Here is a 17,560-nt window from a genome sequence, read left to right as displayed (position 1 = left end):
TTAAAACCCTTTGTGTATTATAAAAATAGCAGGTCTCTTATGTAGATCTGGCGCATTAGATTTCCAGAAAGAAGCACTTTTTGTGATAATATACTCTGTAGGTAAGGTGATATCACAGGCTATACAAACTTGTGTATCTGGGTGTACTGTAGCACAAATATCTTCTAGCATTTTATTATTACGATACGGTGTCTCTATAAAAAGTTGCGTCTGGTTGTGCTCAAATGAGAGACGTTCTAGTCTTTTAAGCTCTTGTTTGCGCTCTTTTTGATCAATGGGAAGGTAGCCGTTAAAGGCAAAGTTTTGTCCATTCATACCACTACTCATCATTGCCATAAGTATAGAAGACGGCCCTACTAGAGGTATAACTTGTATTCCTTTTTGATGGGCTATTTTCACCACTTCTGCACCGGGATCTGCAACCCCAGGAACGCCAGCCTCAGAGAGTAAACCTACAGACTCACCTTGTAAACAAGGCTCTAGGTATGAAGGTATCTCAGATACGTCTGTGTATTTATTGAGCTGAAATAGCGTGAGTGACGGCTGTGACTTGCTAGGCGAGATAGCCTTTATAGAACGGCGTGCCGTTTTTTCATTTTCTACTATATACGTATCTATAAGTTCTACCACTTTCTTTACTGAGATAGGCATCACCTCTAGAGCGTTTGTATCGCCTAGAGTAGTAGGTATGAGATATAATTTTCCGGTAGTTGTAAATGTGCTCATAGATAAGTCTACGGTCAGTCATATGGTTGGGGAGCTGATCGTAATAGACGCAATATAAATAGCTTTACCTAGATGCACAACCTTAAGCGCATATTCTATTGCTGCTCACAAAGAAGATTTATTACTGCAGCTGTCCTGCAATCTCTTCACAGGCTTGGTCTAGCATCTCATAAACTCTTTCAAAATCTTCTTGCATACCATTATAAGGATCTGGAACATCTACCTTCTCACCGGGAAAAACGGTATCCAAAATCATTATAACCTTTCGGCGTTCCTCATCTGTACTGACAAGCGCTAGTACATCTTCTAGGTTGTTTTGATCCATCACATAGATATGGTCAAATTTTTTAAAATCGCTTTTTGCTATTTGCCTTCCTTTTAACTGTGAGATGTCTATACCATTATCTCTAGCAACTTTTATGCTTCTAGCATCTGGAGCATTACCTACGTGCCAGTCACCAGTGCCGGCAGAGTCTATTATAAATTGCTCGCTATCTAGTTTGTTACGTAAGATACCTTCGGCTAGGGGAGACCTACATATATTACCTAGGCACACCATAAGGATATTTGTTTTTGACATCTGTAAAATTTTGAGCCGAAAGATAATTATTTTAAATACGCTTTCGCGAAAGCGTACCCTGTTTTAAAAAAAGCTCCGACCATATGGCCAGAGCTTTTAGAATACTTGGGAGCAAAATCATTTAGATTAGTGCTCGTTAAGACGAAAATCTGGATAAGCACTCATCCCGTGTTCGTGAGGATCTAATCCCTCAACCTCCTCTTGTTCTGAAACTCTGATTCCAACAGTTTTCTTTAAGGTAAATATAATAATGAAGGAAGTAATAATACAAAATACAGCATAAGCTCCCACGCCTATTAACTGACTTACAAACTGGGCACCGCTTGCAAGACTTCCAAAAATGCCTACTGCAAGTGTACCCCATATACCACAAATAAGGTGAACGGCAATTGCTCCTACAGGGTCATCTAGTCTTAACTTGTCAACCAATGCTACACCAAAAACGATTATCGCTCCAGCAATACCGCCTATAAGAATGGCGTCTGTAGGGCTCATCACATCTGCCCCAGCTGTTATACCTACAAGACCTCCTAGTATGCCATTTAAGAACATTGTAAGATCATAATTTTTATACATTAATGTAGAAACAAGAAAAGCAACCACCCCGCCAGCTGCAGCAGCAAGGGATGTGGTAACTAGGGTAAGCGAAGTAAGTGAGGGGTCTGCAGAGAGTACTGATCCTCCGTTAAACCCAAACCAACCTAACCATAATATAAGTACACCTGCAGTTGCTAGAGGAACATTATGACCCGGAATAGCTTGAGGTTTTCCGTTTTCATCAAACTTACCAATTCTAGAGCCTAATAAATATACGGCAACAAGAGCTGCCCAGCCTCCTACAGAGTGTACTAGTGTGGATCCTGCAAAGTCATAAAAAGGTGTTTCTAGTGTTTGTAAAAAGCCACCTCCCCATTTCCAAGATCCTGCTATAGGGTAGACTATGCCTACGTATAATAATACAAAAACCATAAAAGGTCCTATTTTAATACGCTCTGCTACTGCTCCAGATACTATCGTTGCTGCTGTTGCCGCAAACATACCTTGAAAGAGAAAATCTGTCCAGTATGTGTAACCTTCATTATATGTGAGGTCTAGTGCACCTTCTGTTGTGAGAGGTGCGTCAAGAGCAAATCCAGCAAATCCTAAAAAGCCATTAAACTCTCCTGGGTACATTAGGTTAAAGCCTACTAAGTAATAAAGTAGTAGCCCTACTGTGATAATAAATATATTTTTAAATAAAATATTGATAGTATTTTTTTGTCTTGTTAAGCCTATCTCTAAAAAAGAGAAACCTAGGTGCATAAAAAAAACAAGCCCTGTACAGATCATCATCCATACATTATTTACAGTTAAAATTTCCATAGTTGTGTTATGCTATTGTGTGTTATTATTTTAAAGTTTGACTACCCTTTTCTCCTGTTCTTATTCGGTAGCAGTCTTTGATATCTGAAACAAAAATTTTTCCATCACCTACTTCTCCAGAGCGCGCCGCTTCTATGATAGTTTTTATTGTAATCTCTTCAAAGTCATCATTAACAACAATGCTTAGATAGCGACGTTGTATGTCACTTGTGCTATAACTTACACCGCGGTATACAGATCCTTTTTTCTCGTTACCTAGACCGGTAACATCCCAGTACGAGAAAAAGTTGACTCCTACATCGTGCAGAGCTCTTTTTACTGCCGAGAATTTTGACTTTCGGATGATTGCTTCTATTTTTTTCATATCTAATAGGTTTATTAAAATTTATATATTCCAGCAATTACAAAAGATGATAAAGAATTGCTAGGGTCTTGATCTGTGTCTAAAAATGTGTCTTCACTAGCGCTATCTAGACGGAATTCTGGTTTTATAGTAAGATCTCCTACGCTGTAGCTACCTGTAAGTGTTACTGCCACTACAGAGGCATCACCTTCTAGGTCATAACCTCCTATTGCTCCAGCACCACCTTCACCTTCTGCAAAGTACTCACCACGTAAACCTAAGGTGAATGCGTCAGAAGTTTTGAACTGTGGGTATAGTGCTACGCCATAAAAAGAAGCACCATCTGTATCATTATAAGTTGCGTTAAGTCCTAAGAAAAAGTCGTCAGATAAGTCATAACCAGTAGTAAGGTCTACTTGAAAAGTACTTTCTGAGTTACCACCTTGCTTACCGTATAAAAAGTTTAAGTACGTACTCTTATATCCTAATTGAGCTCCTAGTGTGTAGTTGTTATCAAAGTTAAACTCTGTAGCGTCTGTCTGGTTAAGTACTGCAAGCATCGCACTAAAATCTTCAGAGAGGGTGAAGTCTGCCTTAATACCTGTGTGAGAAAAAGGACCGTAAGAAAACATATACGAGGTAGAGTAGTTAAAGTTTGCTATAGGTGAGATCACCTCATAACCTAGAAAGGTATTAAAGTTACCTAGTGTAAGTTTTACTTTTTCTGATACGTTCCAGTATACATAAAGTTGATTTACAATGTTAGACGAAGGTCCAGAGAGGAAAACAGCCTCCTCACCACGTGGTCCAAAGACAAGATCTGCCACGGCACCTACTTTTCCGTTTTCACTTTCAAAAGCGCCTATCACATTTGCCATACCTATTGCAAATCCATTTCGGTTTGCAAAAGATGTGTTTGGAGCGATAGCATCTTCACCATTGGGTCCAGAAATATTTTGTCTAAAATAGACATCGACACTACCTTCTACGGTAAACTTTTTCTTGTCTTCTGTTTCTTCTTGAGCAAACATAAATGTTGTGCTTATGGTTAGTAGTAAAAGTGTGCAAATAGATTTCATAAAAATATTATTTTCAGTTGATTTGGCGTTAAAAGTATCTTAAAAAAATATTAACATATTATTTTTTGGGGGTTAAGTGTAAATTTTTATGATAATTTCAAATTGACCCCCTAAAAATTAGGGGTATCTTAAATAATATATGATTTTATTGAATTTTCTACTTGATTTAATTTGGTGTTTTTCTAGTAAAAAGCGTTTTTAATTGATGATAATTCATATTTTTTAGAATAATAATGAAATAGCGATAACGTTTTCGGCAATTTTAACAAATATTAAGGATTGAGATTTCGCATTTTTTCAAGACAAAAAATGTGTAATTAAAAATTCTAAAGGGGGCAAATTGTGATACTCGCAATTATCATTGTGACTTTTTGAGACTTCAATAAGTACTTTTATCTTGAGCATAAATACAAAGGGTTTTACCCTATAAATAAGGAGTTATGCTTAGAGATCAAGGATTATATTTAAGAGAGTTTGAACACGACGCGTGCGGTGCGGGATTTATATGTAGCCTCAAAGGAGTAAAGTCTAATGACATTATTCATAAGGCACTTGAGATACTAGAAAAACTTGAACATAGAGGAGCTGTAAGTGCAGACGGTCGCACAGGAGATGGAGCAGGTATATTAATAGACATCCCTCACGATTATTTTCAAGCCACTTGTGACTTTACATTACCAAAAGAAGGGACGTATGCCGTGAGTAATGTTTTCTTACCTCGTAAAGAAAATCAACGCGCACATTGCATTTCGGTTTTTGAAAAAAGTCTTACAGATCAAGGTATAAATATTTTGGGCTGGAGAGATGTGCCGGTAGATCAATCTATACTGGGCGAGATTGCTCAAGCGTCTGAGCCTTTTGTAAAGCAAATTTTTGTGAGTTATGAGAGTAAGGGAGATAACTCCGCTTTCGCGAAAGCGCAACAAAAACCCACACCAGAGTTTGAGTTTAACTTAAAACTATTTACAGCTCGTAAAATCGCCGAACATACCATCTACAACTCAAAGTTATCTGAAAGCTCATTCTTTTACTTACCTAGCTTCTCAACCAAGACCATTATATATAAAGGACTATTAATGCCGCAACATATTAAGGTATATTATAAAGACCTTATGGATCCTCGTGTTGTGACAAGGCTTGCGCTTGTACACCAGCGATTTTCTACTAATACATTTCCTACTTGGGACCTGGCACAACCTTTTAGGTATATGTGTCACAATGGAGAGATCAATACCTTAAGAGGTAATGTGACCAGAATGTATGCACGTGAGGAACTTATGGAAAGTGCACTATTTGGAGAGGAGATAAAGAAAATACTTCCAGTTGTATTACCGGGTAAGTCAGACAGTGCCTCTATGGATATGGTGGTAGAGCTCTTACTTATGACGGGTAGATCATTGCCAGAAGTAATGATGATGCTCGTGCCAGAAGCGTGGGAGAAAAATGATGATATGTCTCCAGCAAAGCGCGCTTTTTATGAATTTAACTCTTGCCTTATGGAGCCTTGGGATGGTCCAGCCTCTATACCATTTACAGATGGTAATTATATAGGTGCCGTTTTAGACCGTAATGGATTGAGACCTTCTCGATACTCTGTCACAAAAGACGGTTATGTGATAATGTCTTCAGAAATTGGAGTGGTAGAGATAGAACCACAAAATGTACAGATGCACGGTCGTCTCGAGCCAGGTAAAATGTTTCTGGTAGATATGGCGCAAGGTCGTATTATAAATGATGAGGAGATAAAAGAAGAGATTGCAACACGTCACCCATATCAAGAGTGGCTGGATGATAACCTTATTCACCTTAGGGATATCCCTTATAATGAGTGCCCTTTATTTTTAAATGAAGCACCGCTTAAGGAGCGCTTGCTCACCTTTGGGTACACCCAAGAAGATATAAATACGATTATATTGCCTATGGCTGCAAAGGCAAAAGAACCTATAGGGTCTATGGGTAATGATGCTCCTATAGCGGCACTTTCTGAGAGGCCACAATTAATCTATAATTATTTTAAGCAACTCTTTGCACAGGTTACAAACCCACCTCTAGATGGTATAAGAGAGGAGTTAATTACAGATATCTCACTCACGCTGGGTGCAGACTCAAATATTTTTGAAATAAACGGAGAGCATTGTAAGAAGCTTAAAATTCAAAACCCAGTTATCTCAAAACAAGATTTAGATAAAATCAAAAGTTTAGATAATGAGAGCTTTAAGGTAGTTTCTGTGCCTATTTTATATAAGGTAGAAAAAGGACACAATGGTCTGGAGGATGCTTTAGAAAACTTACTTCAGGAGGTTTCTCAACAGCTAGATGAAGGTGCAAACATCATTATCTTATCAGATAGAAACACATCACAAGAGCTTGCGCCCATACCACCATTACTTGCTTGCTCTTATGTAAATAATGGGCTAGGCGGTAATAAAAAGAGATCCAGTTTTAGTCTCATTATAGAGTCTGCAGAGCCTAGAGAGGTGCATCACTTTGCTTTATTATTTGGATATGGTGCTAGTGCCATAAACCCGTATATGGTTAATGAGATTATAGAAAACCATCCAGAAGATTTAAAACTTGCAAATGTTGATGTAGAAGAAGCAATACAAAATTTTAATAAAGCCGTAGGCAAAGGAGTCCTCAAGGTGATGAATAAAATAGGTATCTCTACCCTTAACTCATACCGTAGCTCACAACTTTTTGAGTGTATAGGTATCAGTAAGAAGGTAGTAAGCCAGTACTTCCCGCGCACGGTTACAAGAATTGAGGGTGTAGGGCTACACCAGTTAGAAGGTGAGATAAGTAAAAGGCATAAGACAGCATATCATACAAAAGATATCGCAGCAGATCTTCCTCTTGAGATAGGTGGTGAGTATAGATGGAGAAGAGATGGAGAGGCGCATTTATTTAATCCGCTTACCATTGCAAAGCTTCAAGAGTCTGTGCGTAGCAATAAGCCTGTTATTTATAAAGAGTATGCAGATCGTGTAAATAATCAAGCCAAACAGCTTATGACCATACGCGGTCTATTTGAGTTTACAAATTATGATCCTATAGATATTGATGAGGTAGAACCGTGGACAGATATTGTAAAGCGTTTTAAAACAGGTGCGATGTCTTATGGTTCTATTAGTAAGGAAGCTCACGAGACACTTGCCGTAGCAATGAACCGTATAGATGGTAAGTCTAACTCTGGTGAGGGGGGAGAAAATCAAGAGCGTTTTTATAAGGACGTAAATGGCGATTGGAAAAACAGCGCCATAAAGCAAGTGGCGTCAGGGCGTTTTGGGGTAACCTCAAACTACCTAACAAACGCTGCCGAGATACAAATAAAAATGGCGCAAGGAGCAAAACCTGGTGAGGGCGGACAGTTGCCTGGACCTAAGGTAAATCCTGAGATTGCAAAAACACGTAATTCTACACCTTATGTAGGGCTTATATCGCCACCACCGCATCACGACATTTACTCTATAGAAGATTTATCGCAGTTAATTTATGATCTCAAATCTGCAAATAGAGAAGCGCGCATTAATGTGAAGCTAGTGTCTGAAGTGGGTGTAGGTACTGTAGCAGCTGGAGTTGCAAAAGCAAAAGCAGATGTAATACTTATATCTGGACACGATGGAGGTACAGGAGCAACACCTCTTACCTCGCTAAAACATACCGGTTTACCTTGGGAACTAGGGCTAGCAGAAGCCCAACAAACCCTTGTGATGAATGATTTACGTGGGCGTGTACGACTTGAGTGCGATGGCCAGCTCAAAACAGGCCGAGACGTAGCAATAGCTTGTTTACTAGGAGCCGAAGAGTTTGGCTTTGCAACAGCACCGCTAGTAGCCTCGGGATGTATAATGATGCGTGTATGTCATTTAAACACTTGTCCAGTAGGGATTGCTACTCAAAACCCAGAACTACGTAAGCGTTTTAAAGGAAAACCAGAGCACGTCGTAAACTTTATGTATTTCGTAGCGCAGGAGTTGCGTGAGATTATGGCAAAGCTTGGATTTAAAACAGTAGATGAAATGGTAGGTCAAGTGCAAAAGCTGGATCGCAATAACACCATAGAGCAGTACAAAGCGTTAGGTTTAGATCTTACGCCTATATTGCATAAGGTAGACACTTCAATAGGCCAGCCTTTGCATAATGTAGAGAAGCAAGATCACGACCTTGAGAAAGCGCTTGATTTTAAAATTATATCACAGGCGCACCCGGCACTTTTTAGAAAAGAAAAAACCACACTAGATTTTAAGATTACAAATGAAGATAGAGCAGTAGGAGCTATATTAAGTAATGAGATTTCTAAGATTTACGGTGTGAATGGATTACCAGAAAACACTTTAAAAATTAACTTCGAGGGTTCTGCAGGGCAGAGTTTTGCAGCCTTTGCAACGCACGGACTCACACTGGCAGTTACTGGTAATACAAATGATTATATAGGTAAAGGCCTTTCTGGAGCCAAGGTAATAGTGAAGGTTCCGGTAGAGGCGACTATCATACCAGAAGATAATGTCATTATAGGTAATGTAGCATTTTATGGTGCTACCGCTGGTGAGGCATATATAAATGGTAAAGCTGGAGAGCGTTTTTGTGTACGCAACTCTGGAGCAAAAGCCGTAGTAGAGGGTATAGGTGATCACGGTTGTGAGTATATGACAGGAGGTATTGCAGTCATATTAGGCGAGGTGGGAAGAAACTTTGGTGCTGGTATGAGTGGCGGTATTGCTTACGTGTATGATGCGGCAAGTACGCTTTCGCGAAAAGCAAACACAGAAGGGCTTAACTTCCTTAAAGTTGAAGAAGATCAAGATAAGAAAGAGCTTAGGCAATTAGTTGAAAATCATTACAACGCCACGCTCTCTCCACTGGCTCAACGACTGTTAGAAAACTGGGATACAGAGATTAAAAATTTCACGAAAGTGTTACCAGAAGAGTACCGCAAAGCATTGATAAGATTAGAAGAAGAAAAAACATTAGCAAACTAGAAGATGGGGAAAGTAACAGGATTTTTAGAATACGATCGCAAAGACGAAGGATATATAGCGCCAGAAGAGCGTGTTAAAAATTATAAGGAGTTTACTGTACCGCTAGAAGAAGCAGATTTAAAAGAGCAAGGCGGCCGCTGTATGGACTGTGGTATACCGTTTTGTCACTCGGGTTGCCCGCTGGGCAATCTTATTCCAGATTTTAATGATGCAGTCTATAAAGGAAGGTGGAAAGAAGCGGCAACTATACTACACGCGACAAATAATTTTCCAGAATTTACAGGGCGTTTATGTCCAGCACCTTGTGAAGAGGCTTGTGTTCTAGGTATAAATGCAGATCCCGTAAGTATAGAAAATATAGAAAAAAATATAGTAGAACGAGCTTTTGACGAGGGGTGGGTTGTCCCACAACCGCCTCAAAAGCGTACACACAAATCGGTTGCAGTGATAGGGTCTGGCCCTTCTGGACTAGCCGCTGCACAGCAGCTTAATAGGGCTGGGCACACTGTGACCGTATTTGAGCGCGATAGTAAAGTAGGAGGTCTCTTAAGATATGGTATTCCAGATTTTAAGATGGAAAAAAATGTGATAGACAGACGTCTTGCCGTACTCGAGGGCGAGGGTATCACTTTTAAAACTAATACTTACGTAGGCCAGACTATAAGTGTAGAAAAATTGCAGAATGAGTATGATGCTATAGTGCTTTGCGGTGGAGCTACTTTAAGAAGGTCTATACCTATAAAAGGGGCGCATCTCAAAGGGGTTTATCAAGCAATGGACTTTTTAAAACAAAACAATGAGCGACAAGATGGTATAACTGAGTGGGATGAGGCCATTGTAGCTACAGATAAAAACGTGATTGTTATAGGTGGTGGTGATACGGGCTCAGATTGTATAGGTACTAGTAATAGACAAGGAGCAAAAACGGTTACAAATTTTGAGATTCTTAATAGACCTACCATAGAGCGACCTACAGAGCAACCTTGGCCTTATTACCCTATGCGATTGCGTACAAGTTCTTCTCACAAGGAGGGGGTAGAAAGAGTTTTTAGTATTTCTACAAAGGAGTTTGTGGGTGATGCGAGCGGTAATCTCACGGGGCTTATAACCTCAGAAGTAGAGTGGGTTACAAATGACAATGGTAGACGTGAGCTTAAGGAATTACCTGGAACAGAAAAGGAGTGGGCTTGTGATATGGCTTTCCTTGCACTAGGCTTTACAGGACCTGAAAAAACACTTATAGACCAGCTACACTTAGATACAGATATGCGTGGTAACGTAAAAGCAACCTCTTATGCTACAAATGTACCTGGCATTTTTACTGCGGGTGATATGCGCCGTGGTCAGTCACTCATTGTATGGGCAATCTCAGAAGGGAGGCAAGCTGCACATCACGTAGATGCATACTTGATGGGAAGTTCACAATTGCCACTTAAAGATGAAGATAGCGATTTACCTAGACGCTAGATTATAGTAGTTAGTACGCTTTCGCGAAAGCATAAAAAAAGCCTCAAAATATATGTTTTGAGGCTTTTTCTATTTTATGATTCTGGTTTTAAACCGAAAGTTTTTTACCGAGGTCTTCTACATATTTTCTAAACTGCTTATCTGTACTCGCTAGATTATCTACCGTTTTACAAGCGTGAAGAACTGTTGCGTGGTCGCGCTGTCCTATCTGAGAACCTATGCTTGCTAGTGAAGCTTTAGTAAGTTTCTTTGCAAAGAACATTGCTAGTTGTCTCGCTTGTACGATATGTCTTTTACGTGTTTTAGACTGTAACGTTTCTACATCCATCTGGAAGTAATCTGAAACAATCTTTTGGATATAATCTATAGAGACTTCTCTCTTAGTATGTTTTACATAGTTGTCTACAATCTTTTTTGCAAGGTCGAGAGTGATCTCTTTCTTGTTAAAAGATGAGTGTGCTATAAGTGATATAATTGCACCTTCTAGCTCACGGACATTAGTTTTAATGTTATTTGCAAGAAACTCTACAATCTCTTCTGGCATCTCAACACCATCTTGATAAAGCTTTTGCTTTATAATGGCGATGCGTGTTTCAAAACTAGGATGTTGTAGCTCTGCACTTAATCCCCATTTAAAACGTGATAAGAGACGTTGCTCTATATCTTGCATATCTACAGGAGCCTTGTCTGAGGTAAGGATTACCTGTTTTCCGTTTTGGTGTAGGTGGTTAAAAATATGGAAAAATACATCTTGAGTACCTGCCTTACCACTTAGTAGTTGAATATCATCTACAATAAGAACGTCTATAACTTGATAGAAGTGAATGAAGTCATTTCTATTATTCTTTTTTACAGACTCTATATATTGTTGTGTAAACTTCTCTGCAGAAATGTATAAAACAGTTTTTGCAGGATACTTATCTTTTATCTGTACACCTATTGCGTGAGCAAGGTGTGTTTTACCTAAACCTACTCCTCCAAATATTAAAAGCGGATTAAAAGAAGTTCCCCCTGGCTTATTTGCCACGGCCATACCTGCAGATCTTGCAAGACGGTTTGAGTCTCCTTCTAAAAAGTTTTCAAAATTATAGTTAGGGTTGAGCTGTGACTCTATTTGTAAATTTCTTATTCCAGGAATTACAAAAGGATTTTTAAGCTCTGGATTTTTATTTTTAAGTGGAGCATCTACCTCTTGTGATTTCATAGTGCTGCGATTTGCACTAGGAATTCTTTCTGTAAAAGGTTGATTGTTTCCGTAGGTATTTTCCATCTTGATCACATAGACCAGTTTGGCGTTTTCACCTAGTACTTTATTAAGAGCAACTTTAAGAAGTTTTACGTAGTGTTCCTCAAGCCACTCGTAAAAGAATTTACTAGGTACTTGAATACTTAATGCGTTATCTGTGAGTTTGACCGCCTTAATCGGTTCAAACCACGTTTTGTATGCCTGGGGTGTTATATTGTCCTTTATAAAAGAGAGACAGTTATCCCATACAGATTGCGCAGTTAGAGTCATTCGTTTAGTTAAATTTTTAGGTTTTCGGTTGTCTAGAATTCCTTTTGAAAGGTTTATCGTCGTGTTGATAAGGTACCCTTTAAAAGCATCACAAATATGTGAACAAAAAAAGTAATAAAAAAACTGAATAGGGGTTGTTTTTTCGCAAATTTTGTTGCAATATCATCACAAGCTTAAAACTACAAAAAAATAACCTTTACTACGTGAGAAACCATATTACTTTTCTAAAAGTTAGATATTCTGAAACTGACCAAATGGGCTTTGTCCATCACAGTAACTATGCACAATACTTGGAAGTGGCTAGGCTTGAGTGGCTTGACAGTTTAGGAATCTCTTATAAGTGGATGGAGGAGCACGGAGTGATGCTACCAGTTTATAATTTACAAACCACGTTTAAGAAGTCTGCGCTCTTTGATGATACACTAAAAATTGTTACAAGCTTGCGCGCTACTCCGACGGTGAGAATAACATTCGATTATGAGGTTTTTAACCAAGATGGTGATTTATTAACAATCGCAAGTACAGAATTGATCTTTATTAATACCGAAACTGGCAGACCTATGAGATGTCCGCAATACATACTTGATAAGCTATAATTAATCTTCTTCTTCAAGAAGTGTTATCCCATACACTTCATTAAAGGCATTAATCACCTTTTTAGAGTCTTTTCTACGTATGGCAAGTGTAAAAACACAGTTCATTTCCATATGCTGGTTAATGATAGTCACGGTGTAGTCATTTATTAACCGCATTACTTTATTAAGTAGTGGGTACTCAAACTGTACTTTAAAGGGGATGTCTATCGTTTTTTCTACAATATGAGAAGCCTCTAGTGCGTTTTGAGCTCCTGTACGATACGCATTTATTAAACCTCCTACACCAAGTTTTGTCCCGCCAAAATAACGCACGACTACAACGAGTACATTTGTAACATCATAAGATTGTAGCTGTCCATAAATGGGTGCTCCAGCACTGTTAGAAGGTTCTCCATCATCATTTGCTCGGTATTGCTCGTACTCTTTACCTAGTACATATGCATAACACCAGTGACGTGCTTGGTAATGTTGTTTTTTAAGCGATTCTATATGCTCTTTTACTTCATCTTCTGTCTCTACAGGAAATGTATAGCCAAAAAACTTGCTATTTCTATCCTTAAATAGTGTCTCTTCAGATGGGGAAAGTATCGTTTTATAGGTGTCTTTTACTGCGATAGCTTTTGAGTTTTAGTATGGTTACAATTTTTGCTTCTTCACATATTTCAACACAAGAAAGTTTTGTGCATTAGGTTCAAAACCAGAAATCGTTTTTTGAGTAAAGCGCACTACCTCGTCATAATATAGCGGTATAATAGGTGACTTATCTATAATAAGAGAATCCATAGTACGATATAGTTTTTTGCGCTGGTCTATATCTGTGATGCTCAAGCTGTGCTCGTATAAACTATCAAAGGTTGCGCTTTTAAAATGTGTGTAGTTTGGTCCGTTAGGGGTGAAGTTCTTGCTATAAAAGAGGCTTAAGTAGTTTTCGGCATCTGGATAGTCAGCAATCCAGCTTGCTCTAAAGGCATCTAGCTCTCCGCTACTCTTCATCTGTCGTAATGTAGATGGGGGCATCACGTCTACATTTACTTTGAGCCCTACCTTTTGTAATTCTCTTTGTATATACTCACAGATATCTAGGTACTGGCTATTTGTACCTATGGTGATTTCTGGAGATGTGTCTCCTGTTTCTTTAATGTATTGTGCTATTAGCTTTCGCGAAAGCGTACCATCAAACTCATATCCCTTTATATGATCATAGCCAGGTAGTCCTTTGGGTATAAACCCATTTACCGCCGGCTTGCCGATACCATTGCGCAGGTATGTGATCATTTTTTTACGGTCAAAACCGTAGTTTACGGCCTTACGTAGTAAAGCAGATTGTACCTCTGGTGTGTCACTGTCTAAGTAAAACCCTATGTACTCTGTATTGAGCCACGGTACCTTTTCAAACTGCACACGATCTTGATACTTTGCTCTTAAAGTGCCAGAAGCGCTAAGAATCTCATCTTTATATGATGGATCTAGACTATTAAGGTAATCTATATTGCCTTGTGCAAATTGTAAAAACTCACTTTGCTTATCTGGTAAAAATGTAATAGCCACTGCCTCAAGGTAGGGGAGTTGGACACCATCCTCATCTTTTTCATAGTAGAGCTCATTTTTACGTAAGACTAGTTTTACACCTTCCTCCCAGCGTTTGAACTTAAAAGGCCCAGTACCTATGGGGTGAGATCTAAACTCGTTACCATAATGTGTAGTAACCTCTTTAGGAACAACAGAGCAGTAGCGCATACTAAGTAAACCTAGATAAGCTGGAAAAGCCTTCTTTAATGTAATAGTAAATGTGGTGTCATTTACAGCGTTGTAACTTGCGACATTGCCTAATACCCAGCTTCCAGGTGAGGCAATTTTTGGGTCACGTAGTCTATTAAAGGAATAAACAAAATCTGCAGCGGTTACTATGCGTGTACTATCTCTAGTGTTAAAAGCAGGGTGTTTATGAAATCGCACATCATCACGTAGTGTAAACGTATAGGTAAGCGCATCTTGAGATATTTCCCAAGACTTTGCAATATCTGGTTGTACGTTAAGATCATTGTCTAGTTGCACCAGTCCATTAAATAGCTGGTTAACCGGCCAAATTATAGGAGGGTTACGAGCAAACGCAGGGTCTAGTGTAGATATTTGATACTGCTCGTTATATCTAAAAACTTGATGATCTCGATCACTCGTATCACCTTTGTCACAACCTATAGTACTAAGTATGCAAAGTATGAGAAAGAAATAATTCAGTAAAAGTGAGCAGGTGTTTTTCAATTTGAGTAAGCAAATAATTAAGAGTATCTTTGCCCACCTTTTTTAAGGCTAAGCAGTACACAAATATAGTCCAAATGTCTTCTACAAAGAAAGTCGCTTTTTATACCTTAGGTTGTAAACTTAATTTTTCTGAAACCAGCACCATCGCGCGCAGTTTTGGAAAGGAAGGTTTTGATAAGGTAGACTTTTCTGAAGCCGCAGATGTTTATGTGATAAACACCTGTAGTGTTACAGAAAATGCAGACAAGCGTTTTAAAAACATTGTAAAGCAAGCTCAAAAAGCAAATCCAGATGCTGTAAAAGTAGCTGTAGGGTGCTATGCACAACTCAAACCAGAAGAACTTGCTGCGGTAGATGGAGTAGATCTTGTACTAGGAGCTACAGAGAAGTTTAATGTAACAAGTTACATAAACGACTTGCTTAACAATCCAGACCGTACCCGTGATGGAGGAGAGGTGCACGCCTGTGAGATACAAGATGCAGACTTTTATGTAAGCTCTTACTCTATAGGTGATCGTACACGTGCTTTCTTAAAAGTGCAAGATGGTTGCGATTATAAATGTACCTATTGTACCATACCACTAGCACGTGGTATCTCTAGAAGTGATACTTTACAGAATGTATTGGACAATGCAGCCAAAATCGCTGCACAAGACATCAAGGAGATTGTACTTACAGGTGTAAATATAGGTGACTACGGTAAAGGAGAATTTGGTAATAAAAAACACGAGCACACTTTTCTAGAACTCGTACAAGAGCTCGATAAGGTAGACGGTATAGAGCGACTGCGCATCTCGTCTATAGAGCCTAACCTTCTTAAAAATGAAACCATCGAGGTCGTGTCAAATTCACGCACCTTTGTGCCTCACTTTCATATACCCCTACAAAGCGGGAGTAATAAAATATTAGGTTTAATGCGACGTCGCTACCAGCGAGAACTGTATGTAGATCGCGTTGCAAAAATTAAAGAAGTTATGCCTCACGCCTGTATAGGTGTAGATGTTATTGTAGGTTTTCCTGGAGAGACAGATCAAGATTTTCTTGAGACCTATAACTTTCTTAACAGCCTAGATATATCATACCTACACGTATTTACTTATTCTGAAAGAGATAATACGCCAGCAGCCACAATGGATGGTGTGGTGCCAAAAAATGTGCGTAGTAAACGCAGTAAGATGTTGCGTGGCCTTTCGGCAAAAATGAGACGTGCCTTTTATGAATCACAGCTAGATTCCAAGCGCACAGTACTCTTTGAAAGTGAAAATAAAGAGGGATACATACACGGCTTTACAGAAAACTATGTAAAAGTAAAAGCTCCCTGGAACCCAGAGCTTGTAAACCAGTTACACGAGGTACAACTTACCAGTATAGATGATGATGGTATGGTGCGATTTGACTTTGTGGGTGTAGAGGCGTAGTGTTTATACGCTTTCGCGAAAGCGTACTCATCACCCTATTCTTCACTACGGTTAAGCACTTCTACAAAGCGAGTGTTTTTAATATCTTCCCACTCATCTCTTAAAATTGAGTAGCAGCAGGAGTTGCGCCTACGACCATTTTTTGTGATAATATCTTTACGTAAAATTCCTTCTAGGGTTGCGCCTAGCTTTTCGACGGCTTTTCTTGATCTTGTGTTGCGCTCATCTATACGAAACTCTACACGCTCATACGAGAGTTTTTCAAAAGCATAGCGCAGCATTAAAAACTTAATATGCTGGTTGAGACCGCTTCCGCGGAAATCTTCTCCAAGCCACGTCCATCCTATATGAACGACTTTGTTAACCTTATCTATATTTCCGAAACGGGTAGAGCCTGCAAACTTACATAGCTCCTTGTCAAAAATAATAAATGGGAGCGCAGTACCTGCTTGACGTCTCGTTATGGCGTCTTTAATGTACTTCTTTAATTTTGGACCTGTAGAAATATCTGAGCCTCCGTATGCATTAAGGTCTACCTGACTTGATAGTGGTAGTAAATCGCGATAGTGATAACTCTCTAGGGTGAGAAGTTTTGCACGCTTGTTTTCGAGAGTTTTGATTTTCATAAATAAAAAAATGTGTCGCACTTTAAAAGTACGACACATTTTTAAGAAGTGATAGGTGTTATAAGATTATAGTCCTAAAATCTTTGCATCTACTCTAAATCTTGTATAAATCTCAATCTCGTGATCAGACTCTATGGTTTGATCTGTAGTAGTCTCTGTGCGCAATGTGTATGTCTCACCTTGTATGTATTCTTTAAGCTCTGTATCTACTACGTCTAGATCTAATGTTCTAGACCCATCTTCTGGTATACTTGTACTAGAGGCAATGAGGCGCTCTTCTAGTCCATCTGCATTTATGTAGATAGCGATGTCATTAAGAAAATCAAAATCACCAGACTCTGGCGTTTGTAAGTTTAATGTGAGTTTTGTGAGTTTCACACTCTCTACAAGATCTGCATTTGTATTATTATTTTCAAACTCTTGTTGAGAGTTTGTAGTAGTTTCTGGTGTAACAATATCAAATGGAGCGTCTAGTATACTTGTAGACTGTATTGTAATATTTGTTGTGTAGTCTATATTAAACTTTGTTAACTCATCTAGCTTATCACAGGCTATAAAAGTTATGAGTAATACGGTAATTGCTATAGTCTTTTTAATCATAATTAA

14 protein-coding genes are annotated in these 17,560 nt (G+C 38.8%); 4 read left to right on the top strand and 10 right to left on the bottom strand.

Annotation, left to right across the window (positions count from 1 at the left end; all coding sequences use genetic code 11):
* From ACFO5T_RS11040 to ACFO5T_RS11020, 5 genes are all read right to left on the bottom strand, one after another.
* The gene (locus ACFO5T_RS11040) at positions 1–726 is read right to left on the bottom strand and encodes an SAM-dependent methyltransferase (RefSeq protein ID WP_380034369.1); all 726 of its coding nucleotides are present in this window, start codon (positions 724–726) and stop codon (positions 1–3) included.
* A 121-nt stretch (positions 727–847) separates the two neighbouring features.
* Complete coding sequence (locus tag ACFO5T_RS11035; RefSeq protein WP_380034367.1) at positions 848–1,306, bottom strand: low molecular weight protein-tyrosine-phosphatase; 459 nt, start codon at positions 1,304–1,306, stop codon at positions 848–850.
* Between the two features lie 126 nt (positions 1,307–1,432).
* Complete coding sequence (locus ACFO5T_RS11030; protein WP_380034365.1) at positions 1,433–2,668, bottom strand: ammonium transporter; 1,236 nt, start codon at positions 2,666–2,668, stop codon at positions 1,433–1,435.
* Between the two features lie 25 nt (positions 2,669–2,693).
* Positions 2,694–3,032, bottom strand: a complete 339-nt coding sequence (locus ACFO5T_RS11025; RefSeq protein WP_035328150.1) for a P-II family nitrogen regulator — start codon at positions 3,030–3,032, stop codon at positions 2,694–2,696.
* Positions 3,033–3,046: 14 nt separating this feature from the next.
* The gene (locus ACFO5T_RS11020) at positions 3,047–4,090 is read right to left on the bottom strand and encodes a porin (protein ID WP_380034363.1); all 1,044 of its coding nucleotides are present in this window, start codon (positions 4,088–4,090) and stop codon (positions 3,047–3,049) included.
* Between the two features lie 440 nt (positions 4,091–4,530).
* On the opposite strand from ACFO5T_RS11020, the gene gltB reads away from it, so the two are divergent.
* Entirely contained in the window at positions 4,531–9,069 is a 4,539-nt protein-coding gene (gene gltB, locus ACFO5T_RS11015; RefSeq protein ID WP_380034362.1) for a glutamate synthase large subunit, read from the top strand.
* 3 nt (positions 9,070–9,072) lie between these two features.
* Complete coding sequence (locus ACFO5T_RS11010; protein ID WP_380034360.1) at positions 9,073–10,536, top strand: glutamate synthase subunit beta; 1,464 nt, start codon at positions 9,073–9,075, stop codon at positions 10,534–10,536.
* A gap of 88 nt (positions 10,537–10,624) precedes the next feature.
* Here the strand turns inward: ACFO5T_RS11010 and dnaA are convergent, their stop codons facing one another.
* Positions 10,625–12,052, bottom strand: a complete 1,428-nt coding sequence (gene dnaA, locus ACFO5T_RS11005) for a chromosomal replication initiator protein DnaA (protein WP_035328159.1) — start codon at positions 12,050–12,052, stop codon at positions 10,625–10,627.
* Positions 12,053–12,255: 203 nt separating this feature from the next.
* Between dnaA and ACFO5T_RS11000 the strand changes: the two genes are divergently transcribed.
* Positions 12,256–12,648 (top strand): acyl-CoA thioesterase, encoded by a 393-nt coding sequence (locus ACFO5T_RS11000; RefSeq protein ID WP_380034357.1) that lies wholly within the window; start codon positions 12,256–12,258, stop codon positions 12,646–12,648.
* Here the strand turns inward: ACFO5T_RS11000 and ACFO5T_RS10995 are convergent, their stop codons facing one another.
* A complete protein-coding gene (locus ACFO5T_RS10995) occupies positions 12,649–13,263 on the bottom strand; it encodes an IMPACT family protein (protein WP_380034425.1) in 615 nt (204 codons plus the stop codon).
* Between the two features lie 21 nt (positions 13,264–13,284).
* Positions 13,285–14,910 carry an ABC transporter substrate-binding protein gene (locus ACFO5T_RS10990; RefSeq protein ID WP_380034355.1) on the bottom strand — a complete coding sequence of 542 codons (1,626 nt, stop codon included), beginning with the start codon at positions 14,908–14,910 and terminating at the stop codon, positions 13,285–13,287.
* Between the two features lie 74 nt (positions 14,911–14,984).
* Between ACFO5T_RS10990 and mtaB the strand changes: the two genes are divergently transcribed.
* On the top strand, positions 14,985–16,328 hold the full coding sequence (gene mtaB, locus ACFO5T_RS10985; RefSeq protein WP_380034353.1) for a tRNA (N(6)-L-threonylcarbamoyladenosine(37)-C(2))-methylthiotransferase MtaB: 1,344 nt from the start codon (positions 14,985–14,987) through the stop codon (positions 16,326–16,328).
* A 35-nt stretch (positions 16,329–16,363) separates the two neighbouring features.
* On the opposite strand, the gene ACFO5T_RS10980 is transcribed toward mtaB, so the two are convergent.
* Both ACFO5T_RS10980 and ACFO5T_RS10975 read right to left on the bottom strand, forming a co-directional pair.
* Positions 16,364–16,954, bottom strand: a complete 591-nt coding sequence (locus tag ACFO5T_RS10980; RefSeq protein ID WP_038600287.1) for a GNAT family N-acetyltransferase — start codon at positions 16,952–16,954, stop codon at positions 16,364–16,366.
* Between the two features lie 66 nt (positions 16,955–17,020).
* Positions 17,021–17,554 carry a hypothetical protein gene (locus ACFO5T_RS10975; protein WP_380034351.1) on the bottom strand — a complete coding sequence of 178 codons (534 nt, stop codon included), beginning with the start codon at positions 17,552–17,554 and terminating at the stop codon, positions 17,021–17,023.
* Positions 17,555–17,560 lie beyond the last annotated feature (6 nt).

It is taken from the genome of Dokdonia genika, assembly GCF_042652845.1.
Taxonomy (GTDB): domain Bacteria; phylum Bacteroidota; class Bacteroidia; order Flavobacteriales; family Flavobacteriaceae; genus Dokdonia; species Dokdonia donghaensis.
This window is presented reverse-complemented; position numbering and strand designations above follow the sequence as displayed.